Genomic DNA, 13,910 nt, shown 5'->3' with positions numbered 1-13,910 from the left:
TATAACTGAAATAAATATAATTAGTTATAGCTGTTCAGCATGACTGGCATCACCAGCATCAAAACATCTTCATTTTCATCATTGGTTTGCGGGATCAACAGTCCTGCACGGTTTGGTGTAGAAAGTTCCAAAGTTACTTCCTCACCAGAAAGATTGCTCAGCATCTCAATTAAGAATTTTGCATTGAAACCAATTTCAAGATCTTCTCCTTCGTACTGGCAACTTAAACGCTCATGCGCTTCATTTGCAAAATCAAGGTCTTCCGAAGAAATATTCAGCTCACTTCCGCTGATCTTCAAACGAACCTGGTGTGTGGTTTTATTAGCAAAAATAACTACCCTTCTTAAGGTATTCAGGAACAAAGCACGATCAATGACCAGTTTATTTGGATTGTTGGCAGGAATAACGGCTTCGTAATCCGGATAACGCTCATCAATCAGACGACAAACCAGGTTAATGTTCTCAAATTTGAAAAAGGCACTGGTTGCATTGTAGTCAACAGATACGTTAATATCTCCGTTTGGTAATGCAGCTTTTAACAAGGTCAAAGCTTTTTTAGGCAAAATGAAGGAAGTGGTTTTATCCGCTTTACTATCCATTCTTCTGTATCTCACCAATTTATGGGCATCAGTTGCCACAAAGGTGATATGCTGATCAGATAACTGACAGAATACACCTGTCATTGCTGGACGCAATTCATCGTTACTTACTGCAAAAATGGTTTTGGTAATAGCCTCAGTTAATACTGATGCCGGTAAATTTACAGAGGAGGCATTCTCTACAACCGGTATTTTAGGGAAATCATCTCCATTTTCTCCGCTTAATTTATATTTACCATCACCCGCACTGATTTCAATAGAGAAAGAGTTGTCATCAATATTAAAAGAAATAGGTTGATCCGGAAGGGTTTTCAAAGTATCCAGTAAAATTCTGGCCGGTACGGCTACTTTACCGCCTTCTTTTGACTCTACAGGGAGAGAAGTGGTCATACTGGTTTGCAGATCCGTAGCTGAAATGGTTAAGTTGCCTTCTTTAATTTCAAAAAGGAAGTTCTCCAATATAGGCAAAACAGTACTGCTGCTGGACGCACCATTAACCGTTTGTAAATGTTTTAATAATGTTGAAGTGGAAACTATAAATCTCATAATATGATCTTGTCAATTCTCAAAAATATAAAAATTACCTTGCATACTTACGTTTACGGTAATAATGTTGAAAAATTGCGAACGATATCAACACCAATATTGGGAAAACAACATTCAGGACTTGCCATTTCAGCCTTTCTGCATGTACTTTAGTTTTATCCAACAACCTGATCTTAACCTCTTTATTTCTCAATTCAATTAAATTATCATCATGAGCCAGGTAATCTGCAATATTTAATAATAATGATTTATTTCCGAAATTCTGTTGGGTGTACCGGTCAAATCCAAGGGGAAAGGCCGACCCGTCTTTTGCACTAACCTGGTTCTTAAAAATATCTCCGTCTCCAATCACCACCATTTTAGTAGCCTGGCTCAGATCGGGGGTTTCAAACGGAACAGGTATTCCTTCGGGTACGCCCCGGTTCAGGAAAAGAGAAGGAAACCGGCCTTCCAATAATACCCCCAGAGTTTTAGGTGTACTGGCATATTCTCTGGGATCCGGACGTTCGGCCACGGTCTGCAATGCCAGCAGCATAGGCGTGTTGTGCACTTTATTGAATGCAGAACTTTTGAGGATCACTTGTTTTTTAATGCCCTTAACCCCAATGGTATCTACCGTACTGGAAAATTCGCTTCTTATAGCATCTATATTTTTAACCAGATCACTGGCAGAATCCGGGAGCATCAAAGGATAATAAACCCAGGGTGCCAACTGGATTTGTTGTGTATTACCCATAGCCAGGGGGATTTCAACACAATTGGCATCTGCCACCAGGTTATAATTGATCCTTGCACCATAAGTAAAAAGTTGATCGTCCAGCCTCAGTTTATTGTTAAAAGCCAGTTGTTCTCCTTTTCCTTTCAAACTATCCAGATCTGCACTCACCTGATCTAGACTCCAGACCACCCTGCCCCCTTTCATCACAAAATAATTGATCTTATATTTTTCAGCCTCTGAGAATTCTTCGCGGGGTTTGACGATAAAAAGGACTTTCAGCTTATCCAGGCCTGCCTGATCAATGAGTTTTAAATTGACCCTTCCAGTTTCATAACTTTCAGAGAGGCTTTTTATGGCATCATCCAAATAGGCGTCTGATGGTTCTCCATTGGATTCGGTAAAACCAATTCTGGGGTTTTCACCCGTAACAACCTTTTTTATAGCTGAAGTGAAGGCGTACTCGAGGTTCTGAATGGAATTATTGATATTTTCTTCATATCCCCCTGCAGCGGCCTGATTCTGTAACAGCTTTATAGGAATTTGCCGGTTATCACATTGGACAACCGCCATAGGGAAGATCGTTTTTTGTGTAAATCCGTTATCCGTTTTGATATTAAGGCTTGTGGGTTCTACACCTATACGATACAAATGGCTGATCACTGTATCTTGTTCATTTTGCGGTAAACCTGATATCGGATCTGCAAAAACAATTTTTAAGTCTGTTTTGGAGTTGGCTTTATAATCCGCCAGCAGATCCTGAACGGCATTTTTTAGTCTTTTAAATGCAGGAGGCAAATCCCCATCCAGGAAAACAGTCACTTTAATTTCTTTGACCGGCTTATTTAAAACTTCCTGGGTTTTAGGACTCAATGTAAACCGGTGTTCTTTGGTAAAATCAAACCGGGTGTATAAGTATTGACCAGTTATATTCAGACCAATCAGTACTGCAATTACGGCAATTAACTGAACACCTCTCGATCTTACCATTTTCTGCCTCCGATCACAAAACGGGTTAGACTTAGGAAAAGCACATCAAACGTGAGAAAATAGAGCACGTCACGGGTATCCAGTACTCCCCTGCCTAATGACTGATAATGTGCATTTACGCTCAGGTTGTTCAATAGCGTTTCAAATGATTGTAAGGAAAAGATCTTTCCCATCGCATCAATGCCGGTGTAGCAAAAAAAACATATAAAAGCAGCTATGGCAAAAGCAATAACCTGGTTTTTACTTAATGAAGAAGCAAAGACACCTACTGAAGTAAACGAACTGCCCAACAGCAACAAACCAATATAGGATCCGATAACCGCACCGGTATCAATATTTCCGGAAGGCAATCCAAGCTGATATACAGAAAAATAATAGATCAGCGTTGGCAGCAGTGAAAACAACACCAGGGTCAGGCAGGCAAAATATTTAGCCAGGATAATCTGCCAGTCGGTAATGGGCCGTATAACCAATAATACATATGTACCTTCTCTCCGTTCTTCGGCAAAGGAACGCATGGTCATGGCCGGGATCAGAAAAATAAAGAGGAATGGAATCAGGCTAAAAAAGCCATTAAGCTCTGCATAGCCATAATCCAGAATCGAAGTGTCTGGAAAAACCCACAGCAATAACCCTGCTGCCAGTAAAAAGACACCGATGGTGATATAGGCCATCAGGGAATTCAGTAAAGCAAATAATTCTCTTTTAAAAACTGCGTACATGCATTTATATAATGACGCCGAAGTTAGAAAAATATCGTCTAAATGAAGAAGGCTTCCCAAAATATGGAAAGCCTTCTCTTTGATGTATTTTAAAATCTACAAACCGAAGTTAATTGCGGCCCTGATTCCGAAGAAAGATAAGGTTCCGTTATTAGACCATCCTTCATAACGAGCGCCCAGATCAATAGAAGCTTTATCAGCCACCGGGAATTCAACACCAATACCTGGCGAATAAGCGAAGGCAGTTCCGTTTGCATTTTTACCTGCAAATACAGCACCTAATTCAGCAGCTCCATAGAAATTTTCAACGAAATAGTATCTTAAACCAGCTTTAACCGGAATGAAAGAAGAACTAGGTCCTTTATAACCTAAAACTTCTTTAGGTGAATAACTTATATAACCTGCACTTCCGGTAACTTTCAAGTTTTCTGCAATCGGTGCGATATAAACCAATGATCCACCAACACCCAATTTATAAAAGTCTCCAAAGTTACCAGTAGGTAATCCAAATTCCGCACCAACGCTTAATTTAGCCCCACCCATAGCAGGATCTTTTCTATTCTGTGCAGAAGCACTGGAAAAAGCTAAAACACCTGCGATTGCTGTAAGTAAAAATAATTTTTTCATAAAGTTCGTTTAATTTAAAGAGAAACATTTCTCTACCTCCACCGTTAGCAAATATTTTGCCAATTCAGTTTTTTAGCGCTTTAAAGAAAATTTTATAAGGTTAACTTTCTAAAAATATCCTCCAGCACTTCTGAATCCTGATCCTTCTTCAAATCGGCCAGAGACGAATTTGCGACGATATTACCCTTGTTAATAATAACAACATCATCACAAACAGCTTCTGCTTCCTGCATGATGTGGGTGGAAAGTATCACCGTTTTATCCCCTCCTAATTCCTTGATCAGCTTACGGATACCCGCCAGCTGATTTGGATCCAGTCCGGAAGTAGGCTCATCCAGAATTAAAACGCTTGGATCATGAACAATAGCTTGGGCAAGGCCAACCCGCTGACGATAACCTTTAGATAACTGTCCTATTTTTTTATGCTGTTCCGGGCCCAATCCCACTCTTTCAATCACCTCTGCAACGATTCTGTTCAAATTGCTAAGCTGATAGGTTTGACCTGCAAAACTTAAAAACTCTTTCACATACATATCCGTGTATAGAGGCGTATTTTCAGGCAAATATCCCATAATACGCTTTACCTCCAGACCTTGGGTCAATACATCAAATCCGCCTACATGTACTTTTCCTGAACTGGGTTGCAGATATCCGGTGAGCATTTTCATCGTTGTGGATTTACCTGCACCATTTGGACCCAAGAATCCCATGACCCTGCCAGGTACCGCTTTAAAACTGATCGCATTTACCGCTATCTGCGATCCATAATGTTTAGATAAAGATTCTACTTCTACACTCAATTTTTGATCTTTTTAATTTCAGGATCTCGTTTAAGCAAGGTTTGAATAGCAGGTGCGGGGTCCTGAAATAAATTCAGGATGACGGCCGTATTATTATATACCCTCCTAACGAAATGCATCAGATTAATCTCCTCCCGTCAAAAATAACAATATTTTTTATGCCCAACTTTATATATTTGCAGTATTATGGCCAAAAACAATAACGACGAACAATTTAAAAATGTAATATCTCATGCCAAGGAATATGGTTTTGTATTTCAAAGCAGTGAAATTTATGACGGGCTGAGTGCTGTATATGATTACGGACAGCTTGGTGCTGAATTAAAAAACAATATTAAAACGTACTGGTGGAAGGCCATGGTACAGATGCACGAAAACATTGTGGGTATTGATTCTGCTATTTTCATGCACCCTAAAGTATGGAAAGCCAGCGGTCACGTAGATGGTTTTAACGACCCGATGATCGATAACAAAGATTCAAAGAAACGTTATCGCGCAGACCAGTTAATTGAAGATAAAATTGCCCGTTATGAAAAAGACGGCAAAACAGATAAAGCGGCCAAACTCCAGGCTGCAATGGATGATGCATTGAAAGCAGAAGACCTGCCCCGTTTAAAAGCGATCATCGAAGAACACGATATTGTTTGTCCGGTTAGTGGTACAAAGAACTGGACAGAAGTACGCCAGTTCAACCTGATGTTCAGTACCCAGTTTGGCGCAATGGCCGAAGGTTCTGAAGAGGTTTATCTTCGCCCTGAAACTGCACAAGGAATTTTTGTCAACTTTTTAAACGTACAAAAGTCTGGAAGAATGAAAATTCCTTTCGGAATTGCTCAAATTGGAAAAGCGTTTAGAAATGAGGTTATTGCCCGTCAGTTCATTATGAGGATGCGTGAATTTGAACAAATGGAGATGCAATTCTTTGTTCGTCCGGGAGAGGATCAGAAGTGGTTTGCTTACTGGAAAGAGGCCCGTTTAAAATGGCATACCGCTCTGGGCACGGATCCGGCAAAATACCGTTACCATGATCACGTTAAACTAGCGCATTATGCTAATGCAGCTACTGATATTGAATTTGAATTCCCTTTTGGCTTTAAAGAAGTAGAAGGTATACACAGCCGTACAGATTTTGACCTGACGCAGCACCAGGAATTTTCAGGTAAAAAGATGCAATATTTTGACAACGACCTGAACGAGGAAGGCAAACCTTATGGAAACTATGTTCCTTATGTTATTGAAACTTCTATTGGTTTAGATCGTATGTTCTTATTAACCATGATCAATGCCTTTGAAATAGAAGATTTAAGTGAAGGGGATAAACAGGACAGCAGAACTCTTTTACGTTTGCATCCTGCTTTGGCGCCGGTTAAAGTTGCGATTTTCCCATTAACCAAAAAAGATGGTCTACCGGAAAAGGCCAAAGAAGTAATGAACAGTTTAAAATACGATTTCAACTGTGCTTACGAAGAAAAAGATGCGATTGGAAAACGTTACCGCAGACAAGATGCTATAGGAACGCCATTTTGCTTAACTATTGATCATCAAACGTTGGAAGATAATACGGTAACCATCCGTCACCGCGATACGATGGAGCAACAGCGAATTGAGATCAAAGATCTTCAGTCGATCATTGAGAGCAAAGTAAGCTGGAAGAACCTGCTGAGATAAAAACTAAAAAGGGCTTGTATTTTTTACAGGCCCTTTCTTCTTCTTCTTATTCAGCTAAATACAGACCAGAACCATGCCAAAATGTAACCTGTATACATAAAATGAAAATCAGGACGTTTATCTTACCATGAAATCTACCATTATAGCCTTATTTCTAGTTTTCCCTCTGATTGCCCTTGCGGGGAAAAAGCCTGTCCATCCGGAGAACTCCTGGTCTAAAGAAGAACTGGATATGGCGAACACAGCAAAAAATACACCTTATCTCTCCCAGGAGGAAAAGGACATTATTCTCTATATGAATCTGGTCCGGCTGGATGGTACACGATTCTTCAATACCTATTTACAGGATTTTATAGCTGATTATAACCAAAGGATGCAGCAGTACAGCAATTATAACGAACTTAAAATCGTAAAAAATGACCGATACTACAAAAGTCTGGAAGCTGATCTGAAAAAAATCAAAAATCTTGGGCTGTTTTATCCCGATGAAACATTAACCTATGTTTCGCTGCAGCACGCAAAAGATATGAACAATCATAATCTTGCAGGACATAATTCCTACGACGGCCGAACGATGAAGGACAGGATTACAAAATACTATCCCAATAGGTCTATGGCCGAAAATCTGGCATTTGGCTTTTCTAATGGTCTGGCAAATGTATGTGTGTTGCTGATCGATAAGGGTGTTCCCGATCTGGGCCACCGCAAGAATATCCTGAACAGTACCTATGGACTGAATATTGTTGGGATCAGCATCCGTCAACACCCCAGGTATAAATACGCCGCTGTTATAGATTTTGTTGGTATTCCAAATCTTAAGATTTAACTTCGCCCAAATTTAAAACATGCGCAAAGCACTATTAAAGATCATAGATTTCTTTTATCCGCTCTTTTCCCGCTGGATATCCCTGCATACTTTCAGGTATATGGCTTCTGGAGGAACAACCGCTGCGTCTGGAATTGTTGTCTATTTTATCGTTTACAATCTCATTCTCCACCAAAAAGATGTGCAGATGGATGGTTTGCTGGTTACCGCACCTATAGCTGCATTGGCTATTGAATCCATTATTACTTTCCTGATTGGTTTTGCATTAAACAAATACCTGGTTTTTACACATTCTAATTTAAAAGGCCGGATTCAGTTGTTCCGTTACGGCTTTGTAGTGGCCATAAATGTTGGCCTTAACTACGGTTTTATAAAAGTCCTCATTGAGGCATTTGGCTTTTATCCAACCATAGCTAAGGCCGTTACGACCATTATCCTGGCTATTTTCAGTTATTTTGCACAAAAACACTTCTCCTTCAAAGTCAGAAAATAGTCCTTATTTTATGACTCGTCTCTGAAGCTTTCTATTCTTTCCTTCAAAATGCATAGGGTATCTTCTGCATCTTTCATTTTTTGTAGCATCAATAGTTTTTCGGGACTGGATAAATGGGGGCGCAGATGATCTGGTGTAACCAGGGCTCCCCTTCTTACTTTAAATATTTCTGCAATCTTGCACAATTGTTGTAAGTTGATCTCCTTTTGTCCATTTTCAATCTTCTGGTAGGTTCTAACTGCGATTCCAAGTGCAAGAGCGATGTTTTTTCTTTCTTTGGCACTGGTTCCGCTCAATAAGTTTACTACATTTTCTGAGGCCACGTTCTCTCTATTTTGTTTCATTTGTATACTCCATATTTTTCTCCAACAAACTGATTAATTTCCCCTGTTCTTCAATAATCCGGCTGCGATACTGGCTCAACAGACGTTCATCTTCTTCTAATTCAGCCTCAAGAGGATCCTGCTCAGGATCTTCCTGATCCAGCAATGCAGCACAATCAACTCCAAGTGCCTGTGCAATCAACAGCAATTTCGACAACGTAATTTTGATGACCCCCATCTCCATTTTATAATAAGTAGAAGCGGTAACATGCAAAACTTCCGCAACATTCTTTTGCGGCATTCCCTTTCTAATTCTCAGGGCTGAAATTTTTTTCAAAATAGTTTCCATCATACATTTCTTAATCAGTAAAGTTTTAGTTAATAACCCACCAATGTAGATTCAAAAAATATTTTAATCACCATCAGCAAAATAAATAATTTAAAAATTTTGCAATACCCTTTTAGGCCTGAGCCATATATATTCCTTTTCCAAACCAGGCAACAACATTAACTCCTCTAGATTTTATTTGTTTAACTTTACCCAACTGATTTAACTAACCAGATTATAAAAAACTGTGATGTCCGATTTCAACGACTTTAACAATCCACAAGTGGCTAAACTGCCAAAACATCTAAGGCAATTCATTGTGGAACAGCACTATAAAAAATACACTCCAATAGACCAGGCGGTGTGGCGCTATGTGATGCGCCAGAATTACAGCTACCTGAAACACGTTGCCTATTATCCATATATAAAAGGATTACAGCGCGCAGGCTTAAGTATAGAACGCATACCTGATCTTCAGACCATGAATGACAACCTGGGCAAGCTTGGCTGGGGTGCTGTAACCGTAGATGGTTTTATCCCCCCGGCTGCTTTTATGGAATATCAGGCTTATCATGTATTGGTTATCGCCGCCGATATCCGTCAGATCAATCATATAGAATATACACCTGCCCCCGATATCATTCACGAATCGGCTGGACATGCTCCTATTATTGCAGATGCAGATTACAACAGCTATTTAAGCTATTTCGGCTCTATTGGTGCGAAAGCAATGTTTTCGTCCAAAGATTTTGAACTCTATGAGGCCATACGTCATCTTTCCATTTTAAAAGAAGCTGTAGACGCCAATGAGACCGAAATAGAGAAAGCAGAAAAACACTTACGGAAAATTGCAGACAATATGGGCGAACCATCAGAAATGGCCTTACTTGGCCGCCTGCACTGGTGGACTGTAGAGTATGGCCTGATTGGCACTTTAGAAAATCCAAAAATCTATGGTGCAGGCTTGCTTTCCTCTATCGGAGAGAGTTCAACCTGTATGAAAGAAGATGTTGAAAAGCTGTGGTATACCATTGACACCATCAACTATCAGTACGATATTACCAAACCGCAGCCTCAATTGTTTGTCACAGAAACCTTCCAGAATCTAATTGATGTACTGGAACAATTTGCAGATACCATGTCTTTCAGACGTGGCGGGGCAGAAAGCATTCATAAAGCCATAGAATGCAAAAACCCTGCAACTGCTGTGTACAGCTCTGGTTTGCAGGTAACAGGTATATTTACCGATATGGGCACAAATGAGAAGGGCGAATTGAGTTTCATCAGGACTACAGGAGGTACCGCACTGGCTGTTACAAACAAACAGTTGGAAGGTCATAGCAAACACTATCACAAAGATGGATTTTCTTCACCAGTAGGAAAATTAAAAGGGATAAGCACCCCTATTGAAGACATGGATACTACTGAATTGGAGAAACATGGTATAAATGCAGGACAGCACACAGACCTTATTTTTGAAAGTGGAATCCAGGTAAAGGGAGAGGTTACCCGGGTACTTCAGCATGAAGACAAAAATATCCTGATCAGCCTGGTGAATTGTACGGTGAAAGAGGCCTCCGGAAACATCTTATTCCAGCCAGAGTGGGGCACGTACGATATGGCTGTGGGAGAAAAAATCATTTCCGTATTTAACGGATCGGCAGATAAAGAAGCTTTTGACGAAATCATCCACGTTAGCCAGAAGAAAACACACCAAATCACCTGTGATGAACATACGCAGCATCTGCATCAATTGTATGCCCGCGTACGCTCTATCAGGGAAGAAAATACCTATACTGAAGAACTGCCTGCACTGTTTCTGTTTCTGAAAAACGAATATCCTGAAGACTGGCTTTGTGCCCTGGAAATTCTTGAAATTGTTTACCATAAAAAGCTGTTTCCGGAACTGGAACTGGAATTGCGCAGCTATCTTACCCACAAAGCAACAATAAAATCGGATTACAAAAAACTGATTACCGACGGTCTTAATGTTATTGAGAATCCCGTTAACCAATTAATTACAGAAGAAGATTAACACATGAATATAGTACTTACAGGTGCCAGCAGCGGAGTTGGTTTTGAAGCTGCTTTAGAATTTAGCTTAAGAACAGAAAACCATATCGTTTGCATCGCCCGCTCTGCAGATAAACTGAGAAAACTACTGGAAATAGCAAAAGGTATCAATCCGGATTGCAATCTGCTTCCGGTAGAATTTGACATTGTAAATGACGACTACGCGGCCCTTATCCCCTTCTTAACGGAGAGACTCGGGCATGTGGACATCCTGATCAACAACGCGGGTGCTTTGATCAATAAGGCCTTTAAAGATACCAGTGCACAGGATTTCGCAGAAATGCTGCAAAGTAACGTACTGGGCCATTTTAATATGATCAAGCATGTTTTACCCCTGATGAAAAGCGGCAGCCATATTGTCAATATAGGTAGTATGGGAGGATTTCAGGGCAGTGTTAAATTTCCAGGCCTGTCTGCCTACTCTTCCAGTAAGGCTGCACTTCATACCTTAACAGAATGTCTCGCTTTCGAACTGGCCGAAACTGGGATCAAGGTCAATTGCCTGGCCCTCGGATCCGCTCAGACAGAGATGCTGGAACAAGCTTTTCCAGGTTACCAGTCTCCTGTTATGGCCTTTGAAATGGGTAAATATATTGCCGATTTTGCAAAGACCGGACACAAATTTTTTAACGGAAAAATTATTCCAGTTGCCGTAACGACCCCTTAAATTAGGGTGTAAGGGTGATAATCATCAAGTTATCAACATTATAACCATGCCATAAATATTTTAATATCTTTGGCTGTATATGAAGAAAACCCTTACACTTTTTTGTTTTGTGTTCTTTTTCGCTCTGCAAGGCAAGTCACAAACTGTTGTTCCTTTAAAATTTCAGCAAATTGTTCAGAAACTGGTTTTGCAATTACCCGCACAGCAAACTGCAGGTCAATTGATCAGCTTTGCAAAGACCCTGATCGGGAGTCCTTACCACTATGCTTCCCGTAACCCAAAAAGAGGTTTCGATTGTTCAGGTTTTGTGAGTTATGTATTTGAAAATTTCGGGTTCAGTGTACCACGCTCTTCCAGGGAATTCCCTGATGCCGGAACGCCCGTGTCGCTGGAAAATGCAAAAGTTGGAGACGTTCTGATCTTTACGGGAACGAACCCACGCGTCCGAAAAATCGGGCACGTAGGGATCATTTATTCTATTAATGGTGATGAGATCAAGTTTATCCACTCTACTTCTGGTAAGGCTCACGGTGTAACGATTACCCAAATGGATGATTATTACCGAAGCAGATTCCTTAAAGCAGTTAGTATCATCTAAGTTTCCAGAAGCACTACTTTCAGGGCCTCCTGAATGTATCCTCCATGCAGTAATTGTTGCGCGAGTTCATGGAGTTCCCGTTCACGGGTACCCGCATCTCCGATGGTCGCATCCAGGACTTCTTTTACCGCTGGATGGAACCGGATCAGCTCTATTTCTTCCGCTTCGGGCAGTATTTCTACATTTCCTAACATCCCAAGATCATTACCAGTCAGTACAAACGAGTTTCTGACCGCATGAGGTAAAGCATCAACTCCTATTCCCAGTGTGGTTAGTGGTTTGGCTACTTTAAATAAGTTTTCTGGCGTAACCCGGCAATACCAATCCCCTCCCAAACGGGCAACCAGATCTATTTTAGCCTGGTCTATTTTGCCCTCTTCATCCAGAATCTCTTCCTTGATATGGATAAGTTTAATTTCCGCAAGGACAAGGTTACCTGCACCGGGATTTTCGCCTAAATGGATCACCTCTGTAATGACACATTCCATTTGAACAGGTGCCTCAGCCACCCTGGGAGGTTGAACCAGCTGAGAAGGCAGCATGGTAAAACCGGCCTTCTCAAATTCATTAATCCCTTTACCATATTCCGTACTGGCCAGACTGGTTTGCTGAACCATGGCGTAATTCACAATATTGATCACACACTCCTTCACTTCCAGCACATTTTCCAAAGTATGTTTGGTCGTATTGTCTCTAACCCTCCTGGCAGGTGAAAAGATACACAAGGGCGGGTTGGTACTAAACATATTAAAGAAACTAAAAGGACTGAGATTGATATTTCCTTCCAGATCTATTGTTGTTGCAAAACAAATGGGCCTCGGTGCAATCGCATATTGTAAATAATTCTGCAATTGCGCCGGGCTCAGATCAGATGTTTTTATCGTCAGCATTATTTTTTAAGGGCAAGTATAGAAAAATCGGAATCTGCCTTTTTAATGGTATTGATCAGCCTGCCCAAACCGGTAATTTCCATTTCAACCTCGTCACCATCTTGCAGCCATTGTGGTTTGAAATCCGGATTATTTAACAAGCCAGTACCGTTCAGTTCCAGGAAACAACCGGTTCCGACCGTTCCTGAACCAATCACATCCCCAGGTAAAATATCCACACCGTAGGCACAACGTTCTATAATTTCCGCAAATGTCCAGTCCATATCCGCCATATTTCCGGCAGAAACTTCCACTCCATTTACGGTACAAATCATTTTAAGATTATAGGTATTACCTGTATGACCTGGTTTTGCCTCCGTTTTATAAGCTTCCAGTTCATCTGGAGTAACCAGCCAAGGGCCGATCACTGTAGAGAAATCCTTTCCCTTAGCCGGGCCAAGGTTCAGCAGCATTTCTTCCATCTGCAGTGTTCTTGCGCTCATGTCGTTCATCACCATGTAACCTGCTATATAGTCGTCTGCTTCTGCAGCCGTAATATTTCTTCCTTTTCTTCCAATAACAATGGCAACCTCAAGTTCAAAATCCAATTTTTGAAAATGATCAGGCATGCATTCTATCTCACCAGGTCCCTGGATCGCATTGTGATTGGTAAAATAAAAAATAGGATACTGATCAAATTCTGCAATCATCTCCACTTTTCTATTGCGCCTGGCTGCTGCCACATGCTGGCGAAAGGCATAGCCGTCGCGGCAGGACGTTGGATGAGGCACTGGTGCCAGAAGTTCGAAAAAGACCTCTTCTTTAGGCGCTATTTCACCTGCTTTGATCTGAGCATCAACTTTCTTTGCCCTTTCCATCAAAACCTCTCCACCCTGCAAAAAAGCATTCATTTCATCCGGTAATTGTTTATCACAGGAATTTAAATTGTAAATGTGTCCGTTTACGAATACACCAAGATGTTCTGTGTCTTCTGTCTTATAAGATACTAGTTTCATACTTTTTACATTTAGGTACGATCTGTAAGGACCAGCATTTCCTGGTACAT

The 13,910-nt window shown here is 40.8% G+C and carries 15 protein-coding genes; 6 read left to right on the top strand and 9 right to left on the bottom strand.

Annotation, left to right across the window (positions count from 1 at the left end):
- Positions 1 to 20: 20 nt before the first annotated feature.
- The 5 genes from dnaN to R2S08_RS18300 all read right to left on the bottom strand — a co-directional run bounded on the left by dnaN (position 21) and on the right by R2S08_RS18300 (position 4,999).
- Entirely contained in the window at positions 21 to 1,145 is a 1,125-nt protein-coding gene (dnaN, locus tag R2S08_RS18320; RefSeq protein WP_133780198.1) for a DNA polymerase III subunit beta, read from the bottom strand.
- A 34-nt stretch (positions 1,146 to 1,179) separates the two neighbouring features.
- Positions 1,180 to 2,850, bottom strand: a complete 1,671-nt coding sequence (gene gldG, locus R2S08_RS18315; RefSeq protein ID WP_316836483.1) for a gliding motility-associated ABC transporter substrate-binding protein GldG — start codon at positions 2,848 to 2,850, stop codon at positions 1,180 to 1,182.
- Entirely contained in the window at positions 2,844 to 3,572 is a 729-nt protein-coding gene (gene gldF, locus R2S08_RS18310; RefSeq protein ID WP_316836482.1) for a gliding motility-associated ABC transporter permease subunit GldF, read from the bottom strand. Before gldF ends, gldG begins: the two co-directional genes overlap by 7 nt.
- A 96-nt stretch (positions 3,573 to 3,668) precedes the next feature.
- Positions 3,669 to 4,199, bottom strand: coding sequence for a hypothetical protein (locus R2S08_RS18305; RefSeq protein WP_316836481.1), 531 nt, complete (start codon positions 4,197 to 4,199; stop codon positions 3,669 to 3,671).
- A 92-nt stretch (positions 4,200 to 4,291) separates the two neighbouring features.
- The gene (locus R2S08_RS18300) at positions 4,292 to 4,999 is read right to left on the bottom strand and encodes an ATP-binding cassette domain-containing protein (RefSeq protein ID WP_316836480.1); all 708 of its coding nucleotides are present in this window, start codon (positions 4,997 to 4,999) and stop codon (positions 4,292 to 4,294) included.
- Positions 5,000 to 5,185: 186 nt separating this feature from the next.
- On the opposite strand from R2S08_RS18300, the gene R2S08_RS18295 reads away from it, so the two are divergent.
- From R2S08_RS18295 to R2S08_RS18285, 3 genes are all read left to right on the top strand, one after another.
- Entirely contained in the window at positions 5,186 to 6,667 is a 1,482-nt protein-coding gene (locus R2S08_RS18295; RefSeq protein WP_316836479.1) for a glycine--tRNA ligase, read from the top strand.
- Positions 6,668 to 6,794: 127 nt separating this feature from the next.
- Positions 6,795 to 7,493 carry a CAP domain-containing protein gene (locus R2S08_RS18290; RefSeq protein ID WP_316836478.1) on the top strand — a complete coding sequence of 233 codons (699 nt, stop codon included), beginning with the start codon at positions 6,795 to 6,797 and terminating at the stop codon, positions 7,491 to 7,493.
- Positions 7,494 to 7,512: 19 nt separating this feature from the next.
- Positions 7,513 to 7,986 (top strand): GtrA family protein, encoded by a 474-nt coding sequence (locus R2S08_RS18285; protein WP_316836477.1) that lies wholly within the window; start codon positions 7,513 to 7,515, stop codon positions 7,984 to 7,986.
- Between the two features lie 8 nt (positions 7,987 to 7,994).
- On the opposite strand, the gene R2S08_RS18280 is transcribed toward R2S08_RS18285, so the two are convergent.
- Both R2S08_RS18280 and R2S08_RS18275 read right to left on the bottom strand, forming a co-directional pair.
- Positions 7,995 to 8,330, bottom strand: coding sequence for a helix-turn-helix transcriptional regulator (locus tag R2S08_RS18280; protein ID WP_316836476.1), 336 nt, complete (start codon positions 8,328 to 8,330; stop codon positions 7,995 to 7,997).
- Positions 8,317 to 8,661 (bottom strand): helix-turn-helix transcriptional regulator, encoded by a 345-nt coding sequence (locus tag R2S08_RS18275; protein WP_316836475.1) that lies wholly within the window; start codon positions 8,659 to 8,661, stop codon positions 8,317 to 8,319. Before R2S08_RS18275 ends, R2S08_RS18280 begins: the two co-directional genes overlap by 14 nt.
- A gap of 226 nt (positions 8,662 to 8,887) precedes the next feature.
- On the opposite strand from R2S08_RS18275, the gene R2S08_RS18270 reads away from it, so the two are divergent.
- The 3 genes from R2S08_RS18270 (at position 8,888) to R2S08_RS18260 (ending at position 11,975) form a co-directional block, all read left to right on the top strand.
- Positions 8,888 to 10,672, top strand: coding sequence for an aromatic amino acid hydroxylase (locus tag R2S08_RS18270; RefSeq protein WP_316836474.1), 1,785 nt, complete (start codon positions 8,888 to 8,890; stop codon positions 10,670 to 10,672).
- Between the two features lie 3 nt (positions 10,673 to 10,675).
- On the top strand, positions 10,676 to 11,377 hold the full coding sequence (locus R2S08_RS18265) for an SDR family oxidoreductase (RefSeq protein ID WP_316836473.1): 702 nt from the start codon (positions 10,676 to 10,678) through the stop codon (positions 11,375 to 11,377).
- Positions 11,378 to 11,456: 79 nt separating this feature from the next.
- Positions 11,457 to 11,975, top strand: a complete 519-nt coding sequence (locus tag R2S08_RS18260) for a C40 family peptidase (RefSeq protein WP_316836472.1) — start codon at positions 11,457 to 11,459, stop codon at positions 11,973 to 11,975.
- Here the strand turns inward: R2S08_RS18260 and R2S08_RS18255 are convergent.
- Together R2S08_RS18255 and R2S08_RS18250 are read right to left on the bottom strand one after the other, a co-directional pair.
- Positions 11,972 to 12,865 carry a flavin reductase family protein gene (locus tag R2S08_RS18255; protein ID WP_316836471.1) on the bottom strand — a complete coding sequence of 298 codons (894 nt, stop codon included), beginning with the start codon at positions 12,863 to 12,865 and terminating at the stop codon, positions 11,972 to 11,974. The genes R2S08_RS18260 and R2S08_RS18255 overlap by 4 nt on opposite strands.
- Positions 12,865 to 13,860, bottom strand: a complete 996-nt coding sequence (locus tag R2S08_RS18250; RefSeq protein WP_316836470.1) for a fumarylacetoacetate hydrolase family protein — start codon at positions 13,858 to 13,860, stop codon at positions 12,865 to 12,867. The genes R2S08_RS18255 and R2S08_RS18250 overlap by 1 nt, the downstream gene beginning before the upstream one ends.
- Positions 13,861 to 13,910 lie beyond the last annotated feature (50 nt).

This window comes from Pedobacter nutrimenti (assembly GCF_032678445.1).
Lineage (GTDB): Bacteria > Bacteroidota > Bacteroidia > Sphingobacteriales > Sphingobacteriaceae > Pedobacter > Pedobacter nutrimenti_A.
Note: the sequence above shows the minus strand (reverse complement) of the source record. Positions and strands in the feature narration are given on the sequence as shown.

Excerpts from the sequence above, each read along its gene's own strand:
- dnaN (WP_133780198.1), bottom strand. The coding sequence starts at position 1,145 with ATGAGATTTATAGTTTCCACTTCAACATTATTAAAACATTTACAAACG.
- gldG (WP_316836483.1), bottom strand. The coding sequence starts at position 2,850 with ATGGTAAGATCGAGAGGTGTTCAGTTAATTGCCGTAATTGCAGTACTG.
- gldF (WP_316836482.1), bottom strand. The coding sequence starts at position 3,572 with ATGTACGCAGTTTTTAAAAGAGAATTATTTGCTTTACTGAATTCCCTG.
- R2S08_RS18305 (WP_316836481.1), bottom strand. The coding sequence starts at position 4,199 with ATGAAAAAATTATTTTTACTTACAGCAATCGCAGGTGTTTTAGCTTTT.
- R2S08_RS18295 (WP_316836479.1), top strand. The coding sequence starts at position 5,186 with ATGGCCAAAAACAATAACGACGAACAATTTAAAAATGTAATATCTCAT.
- R2S08_RS18290 (WP_316836478.1), top strand. The coding sequence starts at position 6,795 with ATGAAATCTACCATTATAGCCTTATTTCTAGTTTTCCCTCTGATTGCC.
- R2S08_RS18285 (WP_316836477.1), top strand. The coding sequence starts at position 7,513 with ATGCGCAAAGCACTATTAAAGATCATAGATTTCTTTTATCCGCTCTTT.
- R2S08_RS18280 (WP_316836476.1), bottom strand. The coding sequence starts at position 8,330 with ATGAAACAAAATAGAGAGAACGTGGCCTCAGAAAATGTAGTAAACTTA.
- R2S08_RS18275 (WP_316836475.1), bottom strand. The coding sequence starts at position 8,661 with ATGATGGAAACTATTTTGAAAAAAATTTCAGCCCTGAGAATTAGAAAG.
- R2S08_RS18270 (WP_316836474.1), top strand. The coding sequence starts at position 8,888 with ATGTCCGATTTCAACGACTTTAACAATCCACAAGTGGCTAAACTGCCA.
- R2S08_RS18265 (WP_316836473.1), top strand. The coding sequence starts at position 10,676 with ATGAATATAGTACTTACAGGTGCCAGCAGCGGAGTTGGTTTTGAAGCT.
- R2S08_RS18260 (WP_316836472.1), top strand. The coding sequence starts at position 11,457 with ATGAAGAAAACCCTTACACTTTTTTGTTTTGTGTTCTTTTTCGCTCTG.
- R2S08_RS18255 (WP_316836471.1), bottom strand. The coding sequence starts at position 12,865 with ATGCTGACGATAAAAACATCTGATCTGAGCCCGGCGCAATTGCAGAAT.
- R2S08_RS18250 (WP_316836470.1), bottom strand. The coding sequence starts at position 13,860 with ATGAAACTAGTATCTTATAAGACAGAAGACACAGAACATCTTGGTGTA.